Genomic DNA, 26319 nt, shown 5'->3' with positions numbered 1-26319 from the left:
TGGCCGGCAGCATCATTCTGCTGGTTCGAGCACTTCCTCGTCTTTATCGCTCAGGCATTTGCCACTGTCATCAAGCTCGCATTCTGATCCGCCCGCCCACAGGTCATCATTACCTGCGCCGGTTACCGGCTCGTCGATTATCGGTTCTTCGGCCAAGTCCTCATTCTCCTTAATCTCGATCGGATTGGAAGCGAATGGGTCGGCCGCATATTCTTCCGGCGTCACCTCTTCTTCGATCACATCCTGAACCGGATCGTCGATTTTCGGTGTCGGCGGGCTCGGGGTTGGTGTTGGCGTCGGTGTCGGCGCGCAACTCGCAGGGTTGGCGATTACACAGCCGTTGATTGTTGATTGTTGGTCAAAACCAGATCCCGTTATCGTGGTGGCTGGAATAGCCGAAATGCCCGTTGCGCCATTGACAGTCCCATTGATCACAATGGGTGTGATCCCACTGGGACCAGCATTGATGGCAAGTCCGCCAGCGCCGGCGACAAAGCCTCGCCGAGCATCGAAATCCGTGCCGCTGCCCGTATTTTGGACGTAGATCTGGCTGGCAAGCAGAGTGACGCTGATCGCGTCCGCCATGATGAAACCGCTGTCTCGAACATTGCCATCATTCTCGGAAAGTCGCGCATCAATATCGGCGGTGCTCAGACCTTGAATATCGTCAAAGGCCTGATCCGTCATCGCATATATATTGCGAGCGGTGAGGGACAGATTACCCGACAGGCTGCTGTCATTTCCCATTCCGATCGAGCCGGTCGTAGCATTGACGAACAGATCATCGCCAGCGGCGAGATTGAGGTTTGTGTCCAGACCACCCTGGACCGACAAATTGCCGCTCACTCTAATCGATTGGTCTGCTGAGAGATTGAAGTTTCCATCCGTGCCGAAATTGCCGTCAGAAAAGGCGCTTGCCGAAAGGTCCTGAACCGTCAGGTCAAACCCTACGACACCTGTCTCGGCGGCGTAGATCGTCAAGTCACCGCCCGACTGGATGCGGCTGAACTCGTCATTGCTGAGTGAGAAGGTTCCACTCAAATCCGTCCCGTCGCCAAGCATCATCTGCGTGGTGCCGTTGCTGGATATCCGGATATCGCTGGTCACAGCGCTCTGGCCAAGACTGCCTGATGAACCGATATTCATGTCCGCGCTCACCGTTCGAATATCACTAGCCACCGTGCTGGCATCAATGTTGATCAGGCTGCCTGCCGTGATCTGCAAATTATTTGCTGCGTTCACCAGATTGTTGATTGCAACGTCGTTGGCTGCACTGACCGAAATGTCCCCGCCGGTTGAAGCGACATTTAGCGGTGCCGTGAAGATGATCGGCTCAGAGGTGGTGAGGGAAAGCGTGTCGTTGATCGTTACCGAACCGCCGGCGGACAGGACAATATCTCCGCTCGCCTCCGCGCCCTGAATATCCAGATTTGCCGTCGAGGACAATATCATGTTGCCACCGGTGGCTTCCGCGCTGACCCGCATGTCATGCTGCGTTACGACAGAAATGGCTGCACCGGAAACGGTAAGGACGTTAGTGGCATCGACATCGTTGGTTACGTTGATCAAGCCATTGATGGCTTGCAGGTCGATGTCGTTGCCCGTGACATTGCGCATGACAATCCCATTATCGGCGAGGATTGCAACCTGTCCTCCGCCGGCTTGTGCCGCGGTCACTTCGTCGGCGACAAACATCCCCTGCATCTGCACGCTGATGTTTGCCGCGCTATCCACTGATCCGACCGTCACATCGCTGACGTTATTGGCAACGATCCCGATATCGCCGCTGCCAGTGATATCGTCGAGAATGATATCACTGCCGGAGTCGATCATCACCGCAGCGGCTCCGTCTATATCGCCGCCGTCGATGCTGCCGAATGCGTTGAGTGTTATATCGTCGCTAGCTGCGGCGCGGCTGAAATTGATATTGCCTCCCGCGTCGATCGTGAATGTGCCGCCCTGCGCGTCAAGATCACCAAAGCCGATATCGCTGGTCGCGTCGAGATCGATGCTGCCGCCGGCTGTGACCGTACCATTGCCATCGAGACTGCCAGCGGTTGCGTTGAGAATCAGGTCGCCGCTGATCGTTCCGCTGTTCAGCGTTACCGCAGCACCGGTGATGCTGGTGTCGCCGCCACTGACGGCGTTGGCCAGCGTTGGCGTACCGGTCGCGACAATGATAATAGCTTCATTCGCGTTAAGCGTACCAGTGGCTGTCACATCGCTTGAGCCGGTCAATCGAATGTTCGAGCCTGTGGAGGTTTCTGAAGCAAAGGCGATGGATCCGGCCTGACCGGCACTGGCGGAGTTGAACGATAGCGCAAACAGGTCAACTCCGGTTCCACTGGTCGTGGCGCTGTCCAGCGTAATTGCGCCATCTGCCTGAACCGTGAAATCGTCTCCGGCCGATATCGTCCCCAGGGCAAGGTCGCCCAGCGCCCGGATAGAAACATCCTCGCCAGCGCTGAGCGAACCCGTTGCGGAAATATCGTTTCCGGCCAGCAAGCCAATAGTTGCAGCAGTCGGGGTTCCGGCGCCTGTCGCAGCCGAACCGAGCGTTATGTCCTGTGCCGCTGAAATCAGGATATCGCCGCCATTGGTCGTGATGGCGCCAATCGTGACATCATTTGCGAACAGATTGATTCCCGAGCCGAGGCCCGTCCCGGTGATATCCCCTGCGGCCGTGTTCACGCCTATGGTCCCGCTGGTTGCGGTCATCGTGGTTGAACCAGCCGAACTGATGGTGTCGAACAATATATCCAGATCGCTGGTCATCCCGACATTTCCGCCGCTTGCATCGCCGATGGTGATATTGCCGCCGTTCAGACTGAGCGTATCGGCCGCCGTCAGGTCACCGCCATTGATGCCGCCGCCAGCGGTCATCGTGATAGTATCGTCCCCGTCAACGGCAGTGAAATCAATATCTCCGCCAGCGTCTGTTGTTACCGCCCCAGTTGCAGTCAGCGAACCGAAAGAGATTCCACCTGTTGCATCCAGATTTGTAGTGGAGCTGGAGACGGAATCGCCGCCGCTGATATCGCCGTTGGTCGCCGCTATGCTAATGCTGCTGGCTGCGGATACGGTGGCATCGAGATCTGTGTAACCGGCGTTGTCGCCCTCTAGCACGATGCTGCTGGCGCCGCTGGTCGTGCCCAGGAACACGTCGCCCGATCCGGCTTGCGCGGCAATCAACTCGATGGCGCTATCCGGGACAGTGACCTGACCAAATGAGATATCATTGCCCGCTTCCACGCGGAAGCGCTGGGCGGTGCCCTGCGTATAGGCGTCGACGTTGATGCTGCCTGAAACGGTATAAAGGCTTTCCGATGCACCACCGACCAGTGCAATGGTCGTCAATTGTCCGCCGGTCGTGATCGATGCCGCGCCTATGTCCGACCCGACGGTGATGCCGATATCATTCCCGCTGGTCAGCGACGCGGAGCCCAGCAGGCTGCCGTTCACCGCGCTGACCTGCACGCTCGCACTGGTGATCGACGCATCGCGCAGATCGACATCGCCTTCGGTACTTTCGACGAGGAACTGGTTGGACGCATCGAGCACTGTGGCAATGCCGTCGCTACCCATGATGATGTCGTTGCGGATGGTGACCAATATGTCGTTGGCAGAAACCGTGCCCGATTCCACGATGCCCTGAATCACGTCATTGTTGCTCGCCTGTCCGATATGAACAAGATTGTCCGCGTTCAGCGCGCCAAGACAGACATTGCCCTCGACACATTGCGCGCTCAGCAGCCCATCATCATTACTCTGAATCACACCATTGGCGGGAGCATCATTGATGTCGACGCTGATCGAACTGGCGGTGATCGTTCCGCCAAGGCCGTCGATCGCATTTGCGGTCATCACGACCGCATAGCTGTTGGCGTCGAGATTCCCTGCCGCAGTGATGGAGGAAATCGGCGTCAGGATGGTGGTGGAAAGCGTTCCGATGGGTGAGCCGAACAGGCCGGTAAAGTCGCCCGCCTGGAGGATCAGATTGCCCGGATTGGTGAATGTGAAGGTAGGATCAGCGGCGAGTCCCGGATTGTTTGCTGCCGTCAAGCTGGCACCGGACTCAATGACAATATCATCACCGGTCCGAACTGCCAGACTATTGTCCGATACAACGGCAGCTCCCGTGCGGAAAAATGCGCTGCCGCCGGCGCCAACCGTGATGATCCCGGTCGATGTAAGGTCGCCGGTAATGGTCGCGTTGTAAACGGGATCGAAGGTCGGCGAGGGTGAGCTGTTCGGATTATAGCCAGCATTGATCGTCAATGACGGGGTAAAAACAAAGGGTGGCGAACCTGACAAGAAAATGTCCGGAGTACCGGTGACGGCAGCGTTATCGACGGTCACATTCTGCAGCGCGGTAATATTTACCGAGTCCACCCCGGAGAGGTCGGCAACCGTGGCATTTTGTTCTGCGCGAACCGAAGCGGTACCCGCCGCATCGATGACCGATCCGTCCGTGCTGACAAAATTGCCCTGCGCCGTCGCGGAAAATGTGCCCGCAATGTCCAGGGAATTCACCGCTGTTGCATTATTTATATGGTCGATCTGGATATTCTGGCCGCTGATCAGGCTGGCATTGCCGCCGACCGTCATCTGGGCCGTGCCATCGAGATCATATAAGATATTGCCCGCCATGTTCACGGTCAGATTGCCGAGAATCGATATAGCTCCGCTGTCGGCGGTGGTGAAGAAGCCACCAAGAGTGGCCGAACTCGAGCCGGTGCCGGTACCTATTGCGGTATCAAAGGCATTCGCTGTCAGGCTGTCGAAGCTTATCAGTCCCGCAGGATCGGTCGAACTGTCGGAAATTTCGATACGTCCACCCGCGCCGGTCCCGGCAGTGGGGCCGCCGCCGCCCGTACCGCTGGCATTCATGGCAACATCGGTGAATGTCACGATACCGGGGCTGCCTTCCTGAATCTCGATAATCCCGGTTCCGCCCGAGCCGTTTCCGCCTGTTCCGTCAGCCCCGTCGGTGCCGAACACACTATATTGACCGCGAGCTCCGCCATTACCGCCCAGGCCGGTTGTGGTTATCGTCAGATTATTGCCGGTAATGGTGCCGCCTTGCGCCAAGATTCGGCTGGTGCCTCCCGTGGCGTCGCCGCCGTCACCGGCGTCGCCGGCGGCACTATCATAAGAATTGCCTCCATCTCCGCCAGTTCCGCCAGTGCCGGTGCTGGTCATGGTGAAATCGTCGGATGTGATGGACAGCGTTCCACCCGTCCGGGCGATCAGTTCGATCGTGCCGCCTGTCGCGTCACCGCCCGATCCGCCGTCGCCTGCTTCGATGCCGCCGCCGAATTGATAGAAGCCTTCCGCGCCGTTTCCGCCGCTGGCATTGGCTTGCAAGGTGAGGGCGGCAATGTCGATATTGCCGCTGGCGCCGGTGACTTGCAAGCGGGCCGTTCCCGCCGTTGCATTGCCGCCATCACCAGCATTGCCGGTGGCACTATTCGCCGAATTACGCAGCCCCTCTCCACCGTCTCCGCCTGTGGCATTGGCGATGATCGTCGGATCGTCCAGTTGGGCCGTAACATTATTGATATTGATCGCAGCGACACCGCCTGCGGCTGCGCCGCCATTGCCTCCGTCCAGACCATCTCCGCCATCACCGCCGATGCCGCTGGCATTGATTACGTAAACCGCATTATTGAGATCGTCCTGATTGATGTTGATGGTGGCATTGCCGCCGGTGCCGGAGCCGCCAGCGCCGCCGCTATTGTCCCCGTCGCTGGAGGACAGGCCTGAAACATTGCCGCCAAGACCGCCGGTTCCGACCGACGTTACCGATAACTGGGCAAAATTTATCGTGCCAGTGGTGTTGTTGAACGTCGCGTTGCCGCCCGTTGCGTTCCCGCCCGCGCCGCCCACGCCGGCCAGAAGTGTCGTGCCAGCCCCGTCGGTTGTGGAAGTGGAAGAACCACCATAGCCACCGTCGGCTCTGGCGCTGATAACAACGGTGCCAGCCGCAATGGTTGCGGTCCCGTCCAGATTGAAGGTTGCGGTTCCGCCAATTCCCTCACCACCGGCGCCGGCATCCGTCCCATCGCCAAAACCACCCCTTCCATAGGATCCATAAGGCGCGATGCTCTGATTATTGCCGTCGGCAGACACGGTAAGCGTGTTGGTGACGGTCAAACTTCCCGCCTGGGCATTGAAAACCGCGCTGCCGCCAGTACCCCGGCCACCGGATCCGCCCAACGTACTGTCGTCTATGTCGCCATCGGCTCCGTCGCCGCCGAAACCATTTGCTGCGATGGTGAGGTTGGTTACGGTCGCGTTGCCGCCATTCAGGTTGAAGGTTACATTTCCGCCCTGACCATTGCCGCCGTCACCGGCAGAAACGCTTGCTGCCAAAGCTGTGCTTACCACAGTCAGGTCCAGGGGCGCCGCGAAAGCTGAGGCGAATGGCGCCGTTGCCGTCGGGCTCGACAATGTCACAACGTCTCCGCCCCGACCGCCCGCGCCACTGGCACTGGTTTCGATATCAGCTGCGACGAATGTGCCGCCGAAAAGATCAAAGATAATGCTACCGCCGTTACCGGTGCCACCATCACCCTCAAAGGGTGAGGTTGTTTCCAGATTGGTATCGATCGAACCGTCTGAATCAAAGTCAATGTTGGCAAAATTGATGCTGCTGTTTGTTGGCGATGTGCCTTCCAGCAATATTCTGACAGTACCGCCCTGAGCATTGGTCACTGCCGTCGCGTCGGTGGCGCCTGCCTGTGCACTGACATCGGCATTGAGCAATCCGGTAAATCCGATGAAGCCGTCATTTGCGTGGATCAGCAGTTTCCCGCCGTTCGCATCGACCCCCGCGGTCGCCTGGGTGGCGGCATTGGCATATATGTTGACACTACCGCCGGATATGGTTCCGCCGTTTTGCGCTACGATATCGACGTCGCCCGCGGTTAGCAGCGAGCTCAATTCGGTCGCGGAAAATTCAACTGTGGCGCTGGTATCGACGTTGAGACTGCCGAAAGTGAAGTCACCATTGTCGGCCGTTATCGAAACCGATCCGGAGGTAAGGCCAGTGCCAGCCAGGCCATCGGCAGCCTCGGTCTGGATAGATAGCGCATTTGTCACGCTCAGCCCCGAGCCTTCGCCGGTATCGGTAATGCTGACGGTTACTGCATCCACCGTCGGATCACTTATGATATTGCCCGTTGTTTCCGTGCTGATCACCATATTGTCGGTTATTGATAAATTGGTGCCGTCGCTGCTGATGGCAAGATTGACGGTACCACGGCTGACGTCCCCGAAAATCTCATTGCCGCCTGCATCAAAGGAAAATGCTCCATTTCCTTTGCTGGAGATCCCCACGCTTCCGAAACTGTGGGTTCCGCCGGAAATGGTCAGATCGATTGTGCCTGCCACTGCCGCGTTATTTTGAGCCGTTGCGCTGTCCGAACCGCTGGTTCCGTCCGCATCGCCTGTCAGGCCGAGATTGCCGGTCACCGTCATCTCGCCACCCGACAGGCTCAGGCTGATATCGCCAGCAGTGCTGTCGCTACCCACCAGGCCGGGTCCATTTCCGCCAGCTTTACCTTCTCCGGCATTCAGTGCCGCCGTATTGAAATTGGCATTGCCTCCAAAATCCGCGGGGCCGCTGTCCATGTTAAACGCGATATTGCCCGCCTGTGCGGAGCCATTTTGATTCTCGCCCTTGCCACCCTGGGCGCTGGTTGAAAATATGCCGTTGCCGCCGACGTCCAGCACGCCTCCTTCGGTGATATTGATTGTGATGTCGCCGCCGATCGCATCCTGTCCGATCCCGGTGTTGCCATTGTCTCTTACGGTGGCGAAATCATCCGCTCCAGATGCGCTGCTGTCGGCGGTCAGATTGCCGCTGACGCGAAGCCCGGTATCAACCGCGGTTGCAAAGCCGGTGCGATCAATATTCAGGTTGATGTCACCGCCGGTGGCGCCGGTTCCGGCTGTCAAATTCACATCGCCGTTGACCAATATCTGACCACCGCCTGATGTGTTTAGATTGATCTGATTACCGGCAGTCAGATTCAAGTCCTGCACTCCATCCGAGTTGCTGATGAGGATGCGGCTGGTTGCTGATTGCGAAGACATCGTGATGTCGTTTGATGCAAACATCTCGATCGTCGAGCCGAATGCAGTTGGCGAAGTGCCGCCGATCTGAACATTGGTGGCAGCGGTTGAGGTCGTATTTTCCTCGATTGAATTGACCGGTGCCGCAAGCGTCCCGGATGCGGTAACATCCCCGCCTGCGCTGAGGATGATTTTGCCATCGTCAATCGTGGCGGAGGAAGCGACAAGATAACCCACTGAACCGCCAACAAGCATGGTCACGGCATCATTTTTGGGGACAGCGACCATATAGATAGTCTGCGCGTCCGCATCTGTAACCTGGCCCATCCCGTTCACTGTCGGGGTCAAGGCAGGTCCGGTTGTCGTTCCGGTATGAACAACACCATTGGTATCAGAGGTTCCCACACCGATGGCAATATCAAACAGTCCGTTGTTGATTGTCAGATCCGCTTGCTCAGCTGCCACATAGGCAACGGAACCATCGACTGTCACGGTTCCGCCCTGAACGATACGCGGTGCCACGATCGCGACATAGCTGCTGCGGTCATTCAGCGCGTTGATTTCGGCACCCGAGATGATCTCCACGCGCGCGGTGCTGTCGGCAACTCCGCTAAACCGGATTTCTCCGCCCGATCCGAAAAGGCCTCCCGTCGTGTCTATATCGTTGGTGGTCAGCACCAGACTGCCCACATCAAAACTGCTCGTGGCGCCGGCGATGATACCGCCGGGGCTATAAAACCAGATATTTCCACCGGGCGTGGTTCCGCTAATGTCTGTAAAGCTTTCAACATTGCCGTTGAACTGCACTGGCCTGCCGACCGCAGCCGGATCCGGCAATATGCGGTTCAGAACCGTATAATCCAATCCAGCGGACACAAAGCGCAGCGTTCTGGTGCTGGGCAATATGTTGATCGGATTGTCGACCAAACCGGTCAACTGATCAAAGGTCGGTGCGTCTGTGTCGAGCGGCGTCCAGTTTATCACAGCCTCGCTCAGCGATATTTGCACCTCGTCGAGGCTCGTCGTACGCGCCCCTGAAAAGACTACGCCACCCGTAGGGCTCTCCGCACTGGCCTGAAACGCTTGTCCCGCCACTGGCGTGGAGGCCTGCGCAGTTTGCGGAGCGGATGCCAGCAAGAACGCTGCCGCAGCCATCGAGCTTCCGGACAGCCAGCGCATCTTGTTCGTTGTGCTCGGGGGGTGTTTTTGGCTTCCGGTTGGAGATCGTCTGGTCATGATCCTGTCCTTGGTTGGTCTGCGGCTAGTCTCTGGTTTGAAAAGGGAATGATTACCTGCGCCTCCACGGAGCAAGCTGGATGGTTAGCGTGAGCAGGGCACGAGCGCTGTCGCGGCGGGTCTGGAATGCAGCGCGTTTCAGCGGCACGACAGTCGTCATATCCAGGCTGGCTTGTTGTCCGATGGTGGCACGGAATCCGCCGCCGGCAGAATAGAGTTTCTGGGGATCGCCGGGGATGTTCCTGTTCCAGACACCCATCAGGTCAAAAAACAGATAAGGCTGAATCGCAATGCCCTCGGGTGAATCAGGCAGCAACGACCCATAGCTGACCTCGGTCTGCAAGCCATAGCCGCTGTCGCCGATAATTGTGCCGGGATCGTAACCGCGACCGGTGGTGTAGTTGCCGCCCGATATTTCCTCATAGGAGAATAGGGCGTCCGGGGAATATTGAAAACGGGGCTTCAACGTGAAAGCCAGCAACGGGGTAGGGCGGTAGTCGATTTTGGCCTGGCCCCTGACGACAAAGGCCGTGGGCTCACCATCGGCGCGGGTTGGAATGACGGTCTGGCCGATACAGTTGACAAATGCCGCACCGCAGCCCTCGCTGGCACCCAATATATCGAGTCCCTGACGGAGCTCCAACGACCCGCCAACACCCCATTTCGGTTCGAAGGCGGAATAGCCGCCACGGCCGGAAATGCTTCCCGACTCGATCTGGTTAAAGTCGAGACGGGCATAAGCCACACTCAGCCGGTCCTCGTTGGTGCGGGTACGCAGAATGTCGGTCCGCTGGTTGATATAGTCGAGGCCGATCGTCCCGAAGATATTGCGCGTCTGCTTGCGCAGGAAGGGGTAGCTTGCGTAGGCACTGGCGACCAGCGTTTCGGATTTGATCGAAAACCCGCCTGGCAGTTCCGGTTTGGTCCACGCATAGGTGAAATCGCCACCGAATTTCAGACCTTCGCCGCCCATAGTGAATTGGTGACCAACTTGCAGAACCTGCTGCTCTTCGAAATCGGAGGTGGAATAGCTGCTGATCACGGTTTCATCACCCATGCCGGTGAGGCCATTGAACCGGATTCGGGCCAGTCCGCCGAAACGGCCAACGGCTTCAGAGCCGAAATTCTGGAAATTGACATCGGCATAGACCGGTGTCCGAAAGACATTGAACTCACCGACGACTTCGCCGGGCCGGCCTCCGGATTCCGCCGACACCGGCCGGAGCGAAAGCCGCACATCGAGGCCGGGTATATCGCGAGCGAGCAGCAGGTAGCGGTCTGCTGTGTTGATATTGAAAACCGGTTGCGCGGCCAGCTTCTCGATATATTTCTGCAGCAGGGATTCGGAGGGTCCGGCATCACCCCGGACCTGTACCGCTGTCATCCGCGCCATCAGCACATCGAAACGGACATTGCCCTGATCAATTGTCTGCGGCGGTACCTGGACGGCGGCCAGATAGCCTTTGCTGCGCAATATGGTCGCCGCGCGGTCACGGATATCACAGACGACCGCAACCGGAACATCCTGACCGACATAATCTGCGTAAGCTGAGCTCAGCGATTCCGGATCAACCGAAATCAGCCCTGTGAAATCTACCGCTTTCAGCGTGAACCGGACGTCGGAAAATTCCGGCCCGGCAAGAGGGCAGGCGGAGCGTTCGACCTCTCCGTCGAAGGGCAGTGCCTGGGCCTGTCCTTTCAGGGCCTGTTCAATGATCCCGCGCTGGATTTCTTCCCTGGTCGGCGCTGCGGCAGAGGATTGCGCCAAGGCCGGCAATCCGGACGAGAAGATGGCTACGCTCGCCGTCAAGCCGGCCGCTCTAAACGTAATTCGCGATTTTGACATATATTCCCCCGTTATGCGACGATCCGGGAGCCACCCATAAAACCATCAAGCCGCCACTGCCGTCCGGCGCTCAGGCAGGACGGCAGAATTCATTCAGACACTAGCCCTGATCGGCCGTGTCTCCGTTATTCAAATTCAGCGTCTCAACCAGCAAATCCAGTTGGCCGGTGCATCCGTTTTCGATCAGCACAGTCGCCGTGTCGTCCAGGTCGACTGGTGCGCTATCCAAAACCACGAAATTCACCTCGACCGATTGCGCTACATTGGACCCGAGCAGCCGATATTGCGCGCCATTGGTGACGGGCAGCACATCCCGAGGCCATGCCTTCAGGGGATTGCCCTTGCGCCATGCGATTTCGGTGACGTTGCCGCTTGTCGGCTCTACGATAGAGGCCGTGGCCGACCCGGTGTAATCCGGCCGCCAGACAACCAGTCCTTTCGGATTGGTAACACAGAATTTCCCGCCCTTGGTCACGTCAAGAAACCAGAGATTGGGATTGTTCGGCGTAACAACCGCCGCGCTGCTATCGCCGCGAACCGCTCCGGTTCTCGCCCGGCTGCTGCCGCGGTTGTTGATGAAACTCGATAGCCGGCCCGACGCGCTCGATGCCGAGCCGCTGCCCTGTGCGAGCGAATAGGTTCCCGGGCCTGACAGAACGCGCGTACCCGACTTGGTCAATATCGTGACCTTGTCCTGGGCCTTCAGCGTAATTTTTGCGTCATTGCCCATTTTCTTGCCCGCAGGATAGCTGCTGGCCGAAGGTCCGGTCGAGCGAACGACCATATTTTGTGCGAGGGCAACGCCACCCGCACCGAAAAGCAGAAGCGTGCCAAGAGCCGCTTTCGCAAGGCCGGGAAGAATTCGTCCGGACCGTGCCAGTTCATCTTTATCCAAGTGCATAGCTTTCTCCATTTTTGGTCTTTTTCAATCGTTTGAGCAAATTGGCGAGGCCCAAATCCTCACCATATTGCTTGATCACGTTGGTCAGTGTCTGAATAGAACCACTATCACCCATTTCATGGGCGGCTATGATTGCGGTCACTGCCGCACGATCTTTTTCTTCCCAGTCGGGAACCGGTTCGAACACTTCCACCGGTGTCGATCGTCCGCGGAGCGTGATCCGGCCCATCGGCCGGTACCAGTCGAGACCGGTCCGTTCCATCGCTTCCCGGCTCAGCAGGACCTTGGTCTCGAGCGTCTTGTTGGCTGCTTCCAGACGGGCTGCCGTGTTCATGGCGTCACCCAGAGCAGTATATTGGATCCGGCCTTCCCCGCCGAAATTGCCGACGATCGCATCGCCATAGTGCATGCCGACGCGCGTTCTGCCGATTGGCGGCACACCCTCGGGCACGTTTTTGCGAAACTCCTCGCCGGCCAGATAGAGGGCATAGGCTGCCTTGGCTGCCCGTTCGCCGTCATCGGGATAGGCGATCGGAGCGCCCCAGAAGGTCACCAGCGCATCGCCGACAAATTTGTCGATGGTACCGCCATATTCCAGCGCTACCTCACTCAAACGGTCGAGATAGTCGTTCAACAAGAAGGCGACCATTTCCGGCTCGATTGCATGGGTCAATTTGGTAAAGCCTTCGAGATCGGTGAAGACCGCGAATATTTTCCGTTTTTCGCCATGCAGCGCCAGCTTTTCGGGATCCTTCAATATTTCGCTGGCGATCGATTTCGGCAGATATTTGCCCAAGGCGCTTTGCGCAAAGGCACGCTGTTTGGAATTGATCGTGCGCGCGGCCGATCCGACCGAGGCATAGCCAAGCAACCAACCCACAGCCCAGCCAAAGGCAGGCAGCGAAAGCGTATCCATGCCGATATTTTGCAACAGGAAGGGAAAGATGAGAAAAAATGCAAACTGGCCGACCAGTATGAAGCCGACTTTCAGGGCATTGCCGACGATCAGGGCGGAAAGGCCGCCGCAAATCGCAACGATCAGGGCGCCAAGCCACAGGGACCATGGTGGAATCTGAGTGGGCAGATCGTCATTGAGCAACTGGGCGAGCATATGGGCATGCACTTCCAGCCCGATCATCTTGCCGTCATCGCCCTGAATATCGGCCAATCCGCCAACCGGAGTTTCAAACCGGTCGCGATCGACGAAGTCGCCGCCGATCAGCACGTGCTTGCCGGCTATGAACGAGCCCAGCATCTCGGCAATCGCCGGGTCAGCAAAGCTTTCGATCGGAAATTTGTCAAACACCGGCACATCGGTCGTGGTCGGCACATGATAACGGATGGCGCCGTCATTCCGGGCAAATTTCGGGTTCGGTCCGGTCAGGGCAATCGCCATGAACGGAGGTGCGCCCGGCATGTGCGGGGTCCAGCGGCGCTGGACGCCGTCGCTGTCCGTTTCCAGCTTGATATCGGTGGCCTGAACATTTTCGCTGCGAGCATCTTCAAAAAACTGCTGCAGAAATTCATGTTCGGCAAATGCGATTTCCGGATTTTCCTTTGGGTCGGCATAAGCCAGAAAAGTAGGCGTTTTCATGTTTTTGAAAGTGGAAATCAAAAGCTCGTCATCATCCTGCGGCATCGTGAACAGAATATCTATGCCGATGGATTTGGGATTGGCTGCATCGATTGTTTCGAGCGCCTGCGCCAGAATCGTCCGGTCCACCGGAGACCGCTGCCCCGTCAGCTTCAGCGTGTCTTCGTTATAGACGACCATGACGATATTCTCGTCTTTTTCGACTTCCGGTGCGAATACCGAAGCGCGCAAATCATAAAGCGCTCGTTCGGCTTCCTGGATCAGCGGTGTGGTCCATGAGAAGCGCGCGACAAGCAAGGCGAGGACCATGAATAATATGGTCGATCCGAGACGGATTGGGCCCAGCTGATCAAAAAGACGGCGCAGGGATTGCAATACGCCCTTTGCTCCCTCTTTCACGTCGCGGTTGTTTATATCCGGCTCTGTCAAGATTGCGGATTCTGTCATTATTTCAGAGCCGCTTTTGTCGGGATGACTGATGCTGTTTCACTGGCTGCCGGCTCCGGGGCGCCGGGCAAGAATGGCCGGGCACCATCACCAATCAAGGCGAAGCCGGCCCAGTAAAAGGGATGCGATGTGACCGGATCGTTCATCAGTTCGAGCTGGGACAGTCTTAGCGCCTGGGTGATCGAATGCCCTTGGCCGCCATTGAACAATCCGCTCATCAGTCTTTCCGTCGCGCTGAACTGGTCCGGCGCTGGCCAGTGGCTGGCGAGCACCGATCGTCCGCCGGCTCCGATAAAGGAGCGGACCAGACCATCCAGAGCGGTTCCGCCCCCGCTGCTGACGCCAGCCTCGCGAGTCGCGGCTATGCTGGCTTTACCGGCCGTGTCGCAGGCCGAAAGGATGATGATATCTGCATCCAGTTTGAGATCGAAAATTTCATCAAAAGCGAGAAGGCCATCCGAACCCTCATCACCGAAGGATGTCACCAGTGCCGGCTTCGCCGGGCATGACGGACTGGGCGCGGTTACCAGACCATGGGTGGCAAAGTGCAAAATACGATAATCGCTAATATCATTTTTCGACAGGATGCCGGTATCGGTAAACGCGGCACCGGTAATCACATCGCCATTTTCCGTGCCGACCAGGGATTGTGCTTCGAGCAGTTCGCGACCGGATATCGGGCTGTTCCACTGGCTGAGAGGCCATTGGCAACTGGCATCAATATTCTGATCGCTACCGCGAATGGCCGCCGCTTTGGTGCTTGCCACCACCGCCTGGTTATTGCCCAGCCCCAAATATTGATGCGAGGCCCCGGATTGTGGTGCCTGCCGGGCGTCGGCGAATGCCCGTGCCGAGACGGCGGTGCTGATATCCAAATCTCTGCCGAGCCATTGAACGGCGGTAAAATCAAACGGATCGCCGTCGACAGCTTCGCTTCTCGCAAGATATTTCGTAACCGATCCATCATCCGCGACCAGCAAGTTGATTGGCAAACGAAGCATGGCGCCATCGGGTTCAAATATCAGATGCTTCTTGCTGGCGAGTTGGCCGGAAACCGGTCCAAAAAGGTCGGAATAGAGGTCGCGTGCTTTTTCGATGTCGAACGGATAGGTCAGATATTGGCCATTTTCGAAAACCGAAATCGAAGCGCGGATCGCATCAACCTTGCCGTCGAGCGCAGCCTCATCAAGCGGCACACTGTAAATTTTTGCATCCGATTTATCGGTGAAGAACATGAAAATATCGTCGCCGATGATCGACATGCGCATATAGGCTTCGGCAGTCTCCATAGTTGCGCGGAGCTCATCGAGGCTTAGAAATCTATGGCCGACCGCCCGATATTGCGGAAATTCGGAAAGTCTGATCTGCGTCAGTTGCTGGCTTCTCTCCAGTGCCTCTATTTCAGCAGCAAGATCCTTGATTTGGTTGGTGATGGCTGCGGTCTGTTCCGCTCTGCCCAGCGCCGAGAAGCGGATACGCAGTCGCTCGATATTGCGCGACAGATTGATGGATTGTCTGAACAGGCGCGCAGCTTCATCGGTGCCCCCGCTCAGCTCACGGGAAAGAACCGCCTGTGTTTCGGCCACTCCGGGACGCACCAATATCTGTGAGGCTTTGAAAAACTGCGCCGCCGCCGTTTCATCGGCCGCGAGCAACCGGAAATAGGGAGCCAACTGATTGGCCATGCCAGAAATCGCGCTTCGCTTGCCCAGCGAATTTTCGACAACCTCGCCATATAATTTACGGGCTTCGGCTTCCTGTCCACGCCGCAAAAGAAATGCGGCGAGGCGCGCCTTGGCCCCGTTTACCGCCCGTGTTTCCGGATATTGAATGCTCAGCAGTTCAAGACCGTCGCGCAGCAATTGTTCCGCCTCGTTCATCTTGCCATCAGCTTCCGCAATCATGGCCAGCTGGGCGAGTGTTTGTGCTCTCAGGCGGGTGATCGAGGTGACTCGACCGTCACGAACAGCGACAGCGCGATTGTCTGCCGAGACAAGCGATTTTCGGGCTGCCACATGATCGCCATTCAACCGCTGTGCAGTCCCCAAAAGTTGCAAAGCCTGAGCGTCGATAATCTCGGCCCGTTCGCTGTCGCTCAATTTTGTATCATCGACAAAGCCGAGCAGGTTGCGGGCCCGGTCGCTGCCGTTGATCCGGGTCGAGATTGCGCTGGTAATTTCGAGGCTCTCGGACAGCGCAAATTGCTCGACAAGCGATGTTTTGAGCGGGGTATTGAGCCGTTCGATCGCGGCAGCCACACGACCCTGATTCAGGAGATGTGTCGCTTCAAAATTCCGTTGCAGCCTTTCGGTTATCGGGTCATCGTCGTTATTCGCGCGGGCTTCCTCGAACAGATCGTCGGCTTCTGCAAACTCACCCAGATTGGATTTTTGCAGAGCCCGGTTGATCAGATATTCCCTGGGGTTGATATCCTCCCCTGCCATACCGGATGTCCGCTGCTGCAGCGTTTCAAAAAAGGCAGCAGCTTCCGCATAATTGCCGGTGAGATTTCTGCGATAGCCTTCTGCCAAGGCCTGATCAGGCTTCAGCGTTGCAGCCTGGACCCGGGCAAATGCGAAAGAATCTTCGACCGATGTCGAGGCGACATCAATTTTCCCCGTGGCGACCGAGTCATTCAAGATCGACTTCAGTGCAAGCAATGTCGCGCTGTCATATGCTGCCAGCCCTTCCGCAGCATAGGTTATGCCGTCTTGCCGCCCGACGATCAGCGAATAGGCCACCGGTTCCGCGGAGAGATGGCAATCGGTATGGCGAAAACCTGCGAGCGTTGGCCGCGCTACATCTGCGGTGCAAGTTATCGGTTCACTGCGATGAGGGGCGATGCGGTCCAGCAGGTTCTGCTCAGGTAATTGGGAGGAATACACAAAGCCAACCGGCTTTGCCGAGTCACGGCAAACCACGGCCCAGCTGCGATCGAACATATTGGCTTTCGCTTTGTTGTCGATGCTGCGATCCTGCACCTGGCATAATATGCCATCGCTGTTACCGATCGGGAAGCTATCGAGCAAAGCAACCGGTTTGCCCTGGGCAAAGCTTGTGGTCGGGCTTATTGCCAAGCCCATTACCGCAAATAATTTGCCTATCCTCGTCCGGCGCACGATTTTCTCCCCCACAATTATTCTGCATTGCCCTGTCCCCACAAACACAGGCGATGGCGATCGCGACCCAGAATATTCTTATAGCTACACTAGTTAGCTAGAAAATCCGAGTCTCGGATAGGAGATTATCGACTCCGGTGGCGGATCGAGTGATCACTGTCACAATGCGGGACGTTTTTGGCCCGGATATTGCCGGAAAGTCGGGTGTTGTGGTGGTTAAAAACCGCGAAACTCTATCGACTCGCTGATCGGGACACGGGGCACCTCGAAATTGTTGATCGGCGCATCCGGATCGCGATAGCCAATCGCCATGCCGCAGAAGAATATATATTCATCGCTGATGCCGAGCAGTTCCCGCATATGGGTGCCGTACATGGCCCAGATTTCCTGCGCGCAGCTGTCGAGGCCTTCTTCGCGGAGCAACAGCATTACGGTCTGCAGCCACATGCCCATGTCGGACCATTGCGGCGGACCCATATATTTTCTGGTATAGGTGAACAATTGCACCGGCGCGCCGAAACTGTCCCAGTTTTTCGCCATTTGCGCGACCCGTCCGGCGCTATCGCCCCGTTCCAGACCGACCGCGTCGAACATCCCCTTGCCGACCGCGCGGCGCTGTTCTTCATAGCGGCCGTCGAGATCCTTGGGATAGATGGCATATTCCATATCCTCGCCCATCGGCGCGGTCGCGGCCTTGGCCTTGATCTTGGCGGTGATGTCCTTGAGTGCATCGCCGCCGACGACAACCGCGCTCCAAGGCTGGGTGTTGCCGCCGGAAGGGGAGCGTTGGGCGGTTTCGAGAACGCGTTCGAGCGTCGACTGGTCGACCGGTTTGTCGAGAAACTGGCGGACGGAGCGGCGGGAATTAACGGCTTCGGTTACGTTCATTTGATGACCTCCATGTCAGAAAACATGTCCAGAAAAATATAATGAAAAAGAAGGATAAGGTCAGTTGGGTGCTGGGGTATTCAATATCACGTCCGCGCTCTATATTTGGTACCATCTGATAATGGGCTATGAGTGGGCAGAAAAACCCCCACCCGATTGCCAACAATTCTGCTGCAGTGGATTTCCTATCCGATAGCGACTTGTAGCTTCCCAAGATTAAAATAATAGCCGAGACGGAAGGCATCAAAACATCGACTACCGCCCTAGGGTTGATAGTGCGATCACTGAAAAAAAATTCAACTTTAACCCATCCGTAGATAGAAACACAGAGTAAAAAAGCCCCAACAACCAACGCTAGAATTGCTATAGGAGTCTCTGTTCTACTCCTCATCAAATAGTCCGGCCAGCTGCTCGACCATCGTCCCGCCCAGTTGCTCGGCGTCCATGATTGTCACGGCTTTCTTGTAATAGCGGGTCACGTCATGGCCGATGCCGATCGCGACCAGCTGCACCGGCGAACGGCTTTCGATCCATTCGATCACCTTGCGCAGATGGTTCTCAAGATAGGCGCCGTGGTTGACCGACAAGGTGCTGTCGTCGACCGGCGCGCCGTCGGATATCACCATCAATATGCGGCGTTCTTCGGGGCGGGCGATCAACCGGCTGTGCGCCCAGAGCAGGGCTTCGCCGTCGATATTCTCCTTGAGCAGGCCTTCGCGCATCATCAGGCCGAGATTTTTCTTGGCATGGCGCCACGGCTCGTCGGCTTTCTTGTAGATGATATGCCGCAGGTCGTTGAGCCGGCCGGGATTGGCCGGGCGATCCGCTGCCAGCCAGTCTTCGCGGGTCTGGCCGCCTTTCCAGGCGCGGGTGGTGAAGCCGAGGATTTCGGTCTTGACGCCGCAGCGTTCCAGTGTGCGGGCCATGATGTCGGCGGAAATCGCTGCAATGGATATCGGGCGGCCGCGCATCGAGCCGCTGTTGTCGATCAGCAGGGTTACGACGGTGTCGCGGAAATCCGTCTCGCGTTCGATCTTGTAGGACAGGCTGTGCGACGGGTTGCTGACCACGCGGGCGAGGCGGGCGGCATCGAGCATGCCTTCTTCCTGATCAAAGTCCCAGCTGCGGTTCTGCTGCGCCATCAGGCGGCGTTGCAGCCGGTTGGCGAGCTTGGTGACGGCGCCCTGCAGGCTGGTCAGTTGCTGGTCGAGGAAGGAGCGGAGCCGCGTCAGTTCTTCTTCGTCGCAGAGCTCGGTGGCGCTGATAACCTCGTCATATTTTTCGGTCCAGGCGGTATAAGCGAAGCCGGGGGGGAGGTCGGACATCGCCCGGTTGGGACGAACCGGCATCATGCCATCGTCGCCGGCGTCTCCCATTTCCTCTTCTGCGCCTTCTTCCAGCTCCTCGGCATTCTGGTCGCTTTCGCCATCCTGGCTGTCATCGTCCGACGGTTCGGACCGCATTTCGGACTCGCCCTGATCGCCGGTCGCTTCCTCGTCGGCACCGTCATCCTGGCTGTCGTCACTGTCTTCGTCGCTATCATCGTCGTCGCTGTCGTCGGCTTCGGACTGATCATCGCTCTGGATCAGATCAAGATGTTGCAGCAGCTGCGTCGTCAATTTGGCAAAATTATTCTGGTCGTCGAGCGTCAGGTTGAGGCCGTCGAGATCAGCACCCGCGCTTTCCTCGATCCACTCGCGGAGCATGTCGAGCCCCTTGATCGTACCTTGCGGCGGTGCCTGTCCGGTCAGTTTTTCCCGCGCCAGCAAGGCAAGAGCAGTGGAAATCGGAACTTCGTCGCGATTCTGCGCCTGCGCAATCGGATCGGACCGCATGCGCATTTCCAGCGCCGCGTTCAGATTCTCCTTCGCGCCAGCCATCACTCGCGCGCCCAATGCGTCGGTGCGAACCTGTTCGAGCGCGTCGAAACAGGCGCGTGCTACCGCTTCCTGTGGAGCGTTCTTGCGGTGGGTTGATTCGTCATGATGGCGCAGTTTCAGGGAAAAACTGTCTGCAAAGCCGCGTGCTTCGGCGACTTGCGCCGGTGGCAGGTCACGTGCCGGCATTGGCACCTTGAGATGCTGACCGGCTTGCGATGGCGCTTCGGCGGTATAGGCGAGTTCCAGGTCCGGATCCCGGGCAATGGCGCGGGCCGCGCCGCCAAGCACGTCTTTCAGGTCATCAAGTTTGGAACGGTCAGCCATAGAAGCGAACAGCTTTAAGCGGAAAGCCGAGGGGAATCAAAGGCCTATTTTTCTGCATTTTTGTTAGGCGGAACAATAAGCTTAGCGATCCTGACCGGTGGGGGTTTCTTCCTGCCGCCGTTCGATCGCCACACCGTTGCCGTTGATTTGCAAATCCACCGGCACACCGCCTATTTCAGTGCCGACCCGCACGCCGCTATCGCCGTTTATCCGGACCTCGGTTCCGCCGATATCCACAGGTATTTCGGGAATTTCAGGAAGATCGAGCGGGGTGACCGGGCCTTCGGGGTCGGGCTTGCTGTCCGGCCTGGTTCCGCCAGCCGGTTTCCGGGACTGTACGGCCTGCTGCATGAAGTCCTTCCATATACGCGCGGGCAGGCTGCCACCACTGACGCCTTTCAGCGGTTTATTGTCATCATTGCCGATCCACACGCCGACCACCAGCCGGTCATCCCCGTCGCCGGCATAGCCGACAAACAGAGCATCGCGATTATTCTGGCTGGTGCCGGTCTTGCCGTAATTGGGGATCGTCAGCATGGCCCGGCGGCCAGTGCCTTCGTTGACGGCAGAGCGGAGCAGGGCTTCCATATTGGCATGGGTTCTGGACTCATAGCGTCCGGGCCAGTCGAACAGCCACTCGGTCCAGCTCTGTTTGTCTTTCTTGAAGGCATAAGGCACGACTGGCCAGCTGTTGCCGGCAACCCCTGCATAGGCCGCAGTCAGCTCCATCAGGTTCATGGTCGACGTGCCGAGTGCGAGACTGGGGTCGTCCTCGGCAAGCCTGGACTTGACCCCCAGATTGCGGGCTTCGCGGATGACCGCCTTGTCACCGACCTGGCCGAACAGGCGCACCGCCGCGACATTGCTCGACTTGGCAAAAGCGTCTTTCAAGCTGAGCGAGCCGCGATATTGTTCTCCGGCATTTTTGGGGAGATAGCCGCCTTTGGTGATCGGGCTGTCATCGACCATATCGTCCGGGCTCATGCCCGAGCGCAGCGCCGCCAGCCAGACGAACAATTTGAAGGTGGAACCCGGCTGGCGCTGCGCCTGGGTGACCCGGTTGAAGGCGGATTTTGCATAATCCTTGCCCCCGATCATGGCCACGACCTCGCCATCCGGCCGCATTGCCACCAGGGCGACCTGCGCCTGACCGAGCGGCGCGCGTGCGATAGCACGGCGGGCGATTTCCTGCATCCGTGCATCGAGGGTCGTGGTCAGATTCAGTTTTTCATAGCTGAGATCGGTCAGCTCCCGCGCCTGCGGCATCGCCCAATCGGCAAAATAGGTGCCGGTGGGCAGGGCATTTTTGGCCCGGACATCCAGTCTGGCCGTGCCGAGCCTGTCGGCTTCCTGCTGGCTGAGATAACCCGCGCTAACCATCGCCGCCTTGACGAGCCTGGCGCGTTTCGCGGCCAGCTCCGGGTTGCGGGTGGGAGCGAGGCGGGAGGGGGCCTGAACCAGACCAGCCAGCATGATCGCCTGTTCCAGCTTCAGCTTTTCCGGCTGCCGGTAATAATAATGGAGCGATGCAGCGCGCAGGCCGTAAACATTGTCGCCAAAATAGACGTTGGAAAGATAGCGCTCGAGTATCTCGTCCTTGGTCAGCCAGGCCTCCAGCCAGAAGGCAATCAGCATTTCCCGCGCCTTGCGCGTCAGGCTGCGTTCCGGCGTCAGAAACGTGGTCTTGGCCAGTTGTTGGGTGATGGTGCTGCCACCCTGTGTCATCCCGCTGCCGGAGATATTGCTCAGCAAAGCGCGAGCGAACCCGCGCGGATCAACGCCCCAGTGCGAGTAGAAGCGCCGGTCCTCGATCGACATGAAGGCCTGCATCACATGATCGGGCAATTTTGCGACTTTCACAGGCTCGTCGACAACCGCACCATTGCGGGCGAACGGCTGTCCGTCAGAGGTCAGCAGCGTGATTTGCGGCGGAGCAATCGGTTGCAGCGATTTGGATAATGGCGCGGTGATCGCGAGATAAGCGACGAGCAGGATGAATATGAAAAGCGCTGCTGCCAAGCCTCTGCCGATCCACCACCATTTGCCACGCAGCTTTTTAAGCGGCGCAACCGGTTCGTCGATGCGCGGCGGTATGGCGTCGCCATAGGGTTCGTAGAATGTGGTTTTGGCGGCTTTTGCTCCGCCAAAGGGCCAGTACCAGCGCCGTCGCCCGGGTTCAGAAGAGGTTCTATCGTGCATCAATTTGCTGTATTACAAAAATAATACGCCATAAGCGAGCGGAAATAGTCGAACGGCGATTGCCCGCCGATGAACATCAATCTTTCAATTTCTTCTGTTTCAGTCCGTCTTTGACCCAGTCCGAATTTTTTCCAGTCCTGTCAAATTCCGCCAAAGCTGCGAGAACCCTGCGATCCTTTCGCATCACCTTGCGGGCCACTGCCATTTGAAATTCGAATTCTTCTTCTTGTTTCATGGGTTTCCTTGCCGGTAAACATACCGTGCTTTAACAACCAATAGCGCGGGCGCTGTAAGCCCTAACTCCCCATCACGCTTTCCGGCAGATCCTCTCCGAACACCCGCTGATAATATTCGGCCACCAGCATCCGCTCCGCCTCGTCGCATTTGTTGAGGAAGGAGAGGCGGAAGGCGAAGCCGATATTCTTGAAGATCGCGGCATTTTGCGCCCAGCTGATCACGGTCCGCGGGCTCATCACGGTGGAAATATCGCCGTTGATGAAACCCTGACGGGTCAGATCGGCGACCTTGATCATATTTTCGATCGTCTTGTCACCGGCGTCCGGCACTTTCGACAGGATCACCTTCGCTTCGGTCGCAGCCGGCAGATAGTTCAGCGTAACCACGATATTCCAGCGGTCCATCTGGCCCTGGTTGATCTGCTGGGTGCCGTGATACAGGCCACTGGTGTCGCCGAGGCCGACCGTGTTGGCGGTGGCGAACAGGCGGAAATACGGATTGGGGCGGATCACCCGGTTCTGGTCGAGCAGAGTCAGCTTGCCTTCCGCTTCCAGAATCCGCTGGATCACGAACATCACGTCGGGGCGACCGGCGTCATATTCGTCGAACACCAGCGCGGTTGGCGTCTGCAATGCCCATGGCAGCAGACCTTCGCGGAATTCGGTGACCTGCTGGCCGTCCTTCAGGACAATCGCGTCGCGACCGACCAGATCGATCCGGCTGATATGCGCGTCGAGGTTGATCCGGATGCAGGGCCAGTTGAGCCGTGCGGCGACCTGTTCGATATGAGTCGATTTTCCGGTACCGTGATAGCCCTGTACCATCACCCGGCGATTGAAGGCAAAACCGGCGAGAATCGCGATCGTGGTTTCCGGATCGAAAACATAGGATGGGTCGAGGTCGGGAACCCGTTCGTCCTTCAGGCTGAACGCCGGAACCTGCATATCCACGTCCACACCGAAAACCTCGCGGGCATCGACAGTGATGTCGGGCGCATCCAATATGGTTTCGTCGCTGGCGTCGGGGTTGATATCGGGTATTTCGGTCATCATAGTCCTTCGAAAAATCTCTGCTGCCCTAGGCAAAGCCAAAGGGGCGAGCCACTATCTAAAATCTGGTGATTCCTTAAGCTGCGTATAGGCCTCGATCACTTTTGCCAACTGTTTCTCGTGGCTGCGGTCGCCGCCATTGCGATCGGGATGATATTTGCGGACGAGCGCGGAATAGGCACGGCGGATATCACTGCGGACAATGGATTTGGCCTCACTGTCGCCAAGCCCTAGCGTCTTGAGCGCATTCTGGTCCGCTCTGGATATCGGACGACCGTGACTATTGGCGGCTGTCTTGAGGCTGGAAAATCGCGCGCCGATTGCGTCGAGCGGATCGGCAAAATCGGCCCAGGCCGGCTGCGCACCGGCTCCGCCATCGTAGATTCGGCGGGACGAGTCCCATCCCCTGACCGGATGTTGTGCTTCGAAAATTTCTTCGGCATCCATGCCGGCGAAATAGTCATAGCCCTGATTGAATGCGCGGACATGGTCGAGACAGAGCCAGCGATATTCGCCGGGTCCGTCATAGCTGCGACTGCTGCCGTAGATTGGCGGTGCACGAAATTCGCCGCATTCCTCGCAACCTTCAATTGCGCAGGACTGGCCGTCGGTTTCGACACGGCCATGAAAGCGATTCGATTTTCTTTTGGGGGAAACGGTCAATCTTGCTCCGTTGGTCCTGCGCTGGTCAGAGGACGGTTTGAAAGCCATAAACGCACTTCGACAAGCGCAGCACAAACGGCTAATATGTTGAGTGAAAAAGCAATATGGAGATTCGATGCCCAAAGGTCCAGTCCACAGCGAGATAGAAAAGCGGCTCACCGCCGAACTCGCGCCGATATCGCTCGTCGTGACCAACGACAGCGCCAGCCATCACGGCCATGCCGGCGACGATGGCAGCGGGGAATCGCATTTTTCCGTCGATATCGAATGTGCGGAGTTTGCCGGCCAGTCCCGGCTCAACCGCCAGCGGATGGTGAACAAGGCGCTGGGCGATCTGATGCGCGACAAGGTGCACGCGATGGTGATCAAGGCGAGGGCGCCGGGGGAGTGAATATGCCCTTCTCCCGTGAGGGAGAAGGATACGAAGCCTTATCCGAAGGATTAGGCGAAGTTGGATGAGGGTGTACATAATTCGAGATAGTACGCCCTCATCCAGCTGCGACTAGGCAGCAAGCTGCCAAGTCTCCGCATCCTTCTCCCGCACGGGAGAAGAAATAGGCGTTGCAGCAATATGCGAAAGGTCGAACATGATCCGCAAAGTCAGTCTGGCCGATGCCTTCGCCGGTTTCTCCGATCACTGGTCCCCGAAAGTCGCCGGCGATATCAACGATGCTCAGGTTAAGCTGGTCAAGTTTGACGGCAAGTTTGACTGGCATCATCATGAACAGGAAGACGAGCTGTTTCTGGTGGTCAAGGGCAGGATGCGCATGGGGCTGCGCACCGGCGACATTGATGTCAGGGAAGGGGAATTTCTCATTGTCCCGAAAGGCGTTGAGCATTGTCCCGAGGCGTTGGGCGGCGAATGTCATGTGCTGTTGCTGGAACCAAAATCGGTCCTGAACACTGGTAATGTGATAACCGAGAAAACCGTCAGAGATCTGGACAGGCTATGACCAACATTACGCAGACGATTACCCCCACCACTCATGATCTCGGTGAGTTTCAGGTCCGCCGGGTTTTGCCATCGCGGCATCGCCGGATGGTGGGGCCGTTTATCTTTGTCGATGAATTTGGCCCGGCAACACTGCCGGAAGGGCCGGGCATGGGGGTGCGACCGCATCCGCATATCAATCTGGCGACGGTGACCTATTTGTTTGAGGGGGCGATCGACCATCGCGACAGTCTTGGCACCCATCAGACAATCCGGCCGGGCGAGGTCAATCTGATGACGGCGGGCAGGGGGATTGTCCATTCGGAGCGCTCGCCGGTGGAAACGCAGGACGAGAAGAAACCGATGTTCGGGATGCAGACCTGGCTGGCACTCCCCGACGGCAAGGAAGAGATCGATCCGGCGTTCGAGAATGTCGGGGAAGGTGATTTGCCGCTGGTCGAGGATTGTGGTGTCAAGGCCCGGATCATCATGGGGAGTCTCTGGGGGCAGACGGCGCCGACCACCTGTCATGCAGAGACGATTTATGCCGATATATTGCTGTCGGCCAATGGCGCAATCCCAATTGATGCCGAAGCCGACGAACGGGCGGTGATGCTGGTCGATGGGGAGGGTGCGCTCGATGGCGTGCCGCTGGAAAAATATCTGCTTTATGTGATTGCGCCGGGGGCGAAGGTGTCGCTTTCGTCGCTGTCGGGTGGGCGGGCGATGCTGCTCGGCGGTGAGGCTTTTGCCAGCGAACGGCATGTCTGGTGGAATTTTGTCTCGTCGAGCAAGGAGCGGATTGAGCAGGCCAAGGCGGATTGGTCCGAGGGGCGTTTTCCGGTGGTGCCGGGGGATCCGGAGGAATATATCCCGTTGCCCGAGGGGCGGCCGAAGACGGTTACGGATTGAATTGCCCTCTCCCA

At 57.8% G+C, this 26319-nt stretch carries 14 protein-coding genes; 3 read left to right on the top strand and 11 right to left on the bottom strand.

Annotated features, from left to right (window positions below; translation table 11 throughout):
• Positions 1–12: 12 nt before the first annotated feature.
• From AZE99_RS11030 to AZE99_RS10985, 11 genes are all read right to left on the bottom strand, one after another.
• The gene (locus tag AZE99_RS11030; protein ID WP_156472223.1) at positions 13–9234 is read right to left on the bottom strand and encodes a hypothetical protein; all 9222 of its coding nucleotides are present in this window, start codon (positions 9232–9234) and stop codon (positions 13–15) included.
• 133 nt (positions 9235–9367) lie between these two features.
• Positions 9368–11161 (bottom strand): ShlB/FhaC/HecB family hemolysin secretion/activation protein, encoded by a 1794-nt coding sequence (locus AZE99_RS11025; RefSeq protein ID WP_067200981.1) that lies wholly within the window; start codon positions 11159–11161, stop codon positions 9368–9370.
• A gap of 100 nt (positions 11162–11261) precedes the next feature.
• Positions 11262–12062, bottom strand: a complete 801-nt coding sequence (locus AZE99_RS11020; RefSeq protein WP_067200979.1) for a hypothetical protein — start codon at positions 12060–12062, stop codon at positions 11262–11264.
• Positions 12049–14103 carry an adenylate/guanylate cyclase domain-containing protein gene (locus AZE99_RS11015; RefSeq protein WP_082788341.1) on the bottom strand — a complete coding sequence of 685 codons (2055 nt, stop codon included), beginning with the start codon at positions 14101–14103 and terminating at the stop codon, positions 12049–12051. Before AZE99_RS11015 ends, AZE99_RS11020 begins: the two co-directional genes overlap by 14 nt.
• The gene (locus AZE99_RS11010) at positions 14103–17222 is read right to left on the bottom strand and encodes a CHAT domain-containing protein (RefSeq protein WP_231862593.1); all 3120 of its coding nucleotides are present in this window, start codon (positions 17220–17222) and stop codon (positions 14103–14105) included. Before AZE99_RS11010 ends, AZE99_RS11015 begins: the two co-directional genes overlap by 1 nt.
• A 216-nt stretch (positions 17223–17438) precedes the next feature.
• Positions 17439–18110 carry a nitroreductase gene (locus AZE99_RS11005; RefSeq protein WP_067200974.1) on the bottom strand — a complete coding sequence of 224 codons (672 nt, stop codon included), beginning with the start codon at positions 18108–18110 and terminating at the stop codon, positions 17439–17441.
• A 380-nt stretch (positions 18111–18490) separates the two neighbouring features.
• Positions 18491–20314 carry a cobaltochelatase subunit CobT gene (gene cobT, locus AZE99_RS11000; RefSeq protein ID WP_067200971.1) on the bottom strand — a complete coding sequence of 608 codons (1824 nt, stop codon included), beginning with the start codon at positions 20312–20314 and terminating at the stop codon, positions 18491–18493.
• A gap of 81 nt (positions 20315–20395) precedes the next feature.
• Entirely contained in the window at positions 20396–22513 is a 2118-nt protein-coding gene (locus AZE99_RS10995) for a transglycosylase domain-containing protein (RefSeq protein ID WP_067200969.1), read from the bottom strand.
• Between the two features lie 76 nt (positions 22514–22589).
• Positions 22590–22748: a hypothetical protein gene (locus AZE99_RS16140; protein ID WP_156472222.1), complete on the bottom strand. Its 159-nt coding sequence runs from the start codon at positions 22746–22748 to the stop codon at positions 22590–22592.
• A gap of 61 nt (positions 22749–22809) precedes the next feature.
• Positions 22810–23799: a cobaltochelatase subunit CobS gene (cobS, locus tag AZE99_RS10990; protein ID WP_067203578.1), complete on the bottom strand. Its 990-nt coding sequence runs from the start codon at positions 23797–23799 to the stop codon at positions 22810–22812.
• A 54-nt stretch (positions 23800–23853) separates the two neighbouring features.
• Positions 23854–24462 (bottom strand): J domain-containing protein, encoded by a 609-nt coding sequence (locus tag AZE99_RS10985; protein WP_067200961.1) that lies wholly within the window; start codon positions 24460–24462, stop codon positions 23854–23856.
• A 115-nt stretch (positions 24463–24577) separates the two neighbouring features.
• Here AZE99_RS10985 and AZE99_RS10980 point away from each other — a divergent pair, with 115 nt between their 5' ends.
• The 3 genes from AZE99_RS10980 (at position 24578) to AZE99_RS10970 (ending at position 26305) form a co-directional block, all read left to right on the top strand.
• Positions 24578–24853: a BolA family protein gene (locus tag AZE99_RS10980; protein ID WP_067200958.1), complete on the top strand. Its 276-nt coding sequence runs from the start codon at positions 24578–24580 to the stop codon at positions 24851–24853.
• Positions 24854–25049: 196 nt separating this feature from the next.
• Entirely contained in the window at positions 25050–25415 is a 366-nt protein-coding gene (locus AZE99_RS10975) for a cupin domain-containing protein (RefSeq protein ID WP_231862592.1), read from the top strand.
• Entirely contained in the window at positions 25412–26305 is an 894-nt protein-coding gene (locus AZE99_RS10970; protein WP_067200955.1) for a pirin family protein, read from the top strand. Before AZE99_RS10975 ends, AZE99_RS10970 begins: the two co-directional genes overlap by 4 nt.
• Positions 26306–26319: the final 14 nt, after the last annotated feature.

The sequence above is a fragment of the Sphingorhabdus sp. M41 genome (assembly GCF_001586275.1).
In the GTDB taxonomy this organism is placed as follows: Bacteria; Pseudomonadota; Alphaproteobacteria; order Sphingomonadales; family Sphingomonadaceae; genus Parasphingorhabdus.
The sequence above is the reverse complement of the archived record's forward strand: the minus strand, read 5'-3'. Positions and strand labels throughout refer to the sequence as shown.

What these genes read in the sequence shown, in the direction of transcription:
- AZE99_RS11030 (WP_156472223.1), bottom strand. Translation starts at nt 9,234, where the DNA reads ATGGCTGCGGCAGCGTTCTTGCTGGCATCCGCTCCGCAAACTGCGCAG.
- AZE99_RS11025 (WP_067200981.1), bottom strand. Translation starts at nt 11,161, where the DNA reads ATGTCAAAATCGCGAATTACGTTTAGAGCGGCCGGCTTGACGGCGAGC.
- AZE99_RS11020 (WP_067200979.1), bottom strand. Translation starts at nt 12,062, where the DNA reads ATGCACTTGGATAAAGATGAACTGGCACGGTCCGGACGAATTCTTCCC.
- AZE99_RS11015 (WP_082788341.1), bottom strand. Translation starts at nt 14,103, where the DNA reads ATGACAGAATCCGCAATCTTGACAGAGCCGGATATAAACAACCGCGAC.
- AZE99_RS11005 (WP_067200974.1), bottom strand. Translation starts at nt 18,110, where the DNA reads ATGAACGTAACCGAAGCCGTTAATTCCCGCCGCTCCGTCCGCCAGTTT.
- cobT (WP_067200971.1), bottom strand. Translation starts at nt 20,314, where the DNA reads ATGGCTGACCGTTCCAAACTTGATGACCTGAAAGACGTGCTTGGCGGC.
- AZE99_RS10995 (WP_067200969.1), bottom strand. Translation starts at nt 22,513, where the DNA reads ATGCACGATAGAACCTCTTCTGAACCCGGGCGACGGCGCTGGTACTGG.
- AZE99_RS16140 (WP_156472222.1), bottom strand. Translation starts at nt 22,748, where the DNA reads ATGAAACAAGAAGAAGAATTCGAATTTCAAATGGCAGTGGCCCGCAAG.
- cobS (WP_067203578.1), bottom strand. Translation starts at nt 23,799, where the DNA reads ATGACCGAAATACCCGATATCAACCCCGACGCCAGCGACGAAACCATA.
- AZE99_RS10980 (WP_067200958.1), top strand. Translation starts at nt 24,578, where the DNA reads ATGCCCAAAGGTCCAGTCCACAGCGAGATAGAAAAGCGGCTCACCGCC.
- AZE99_RS10975 (WP_231862592.1), top strand. Translation starts at nt 25,050, where the DNA reads ATGATCCGCAAAGTCAGTCTGGCCGATGCCTTCGCCGGTTTCTCCGAT.
- AZE99_RS10970 (WP_067200955.1), top strand. Translation starts at nt 25,412, where the DNA reads ATGACCAACATTACGCAGACGATTACCCCCACCACTCATGATCTCGGT.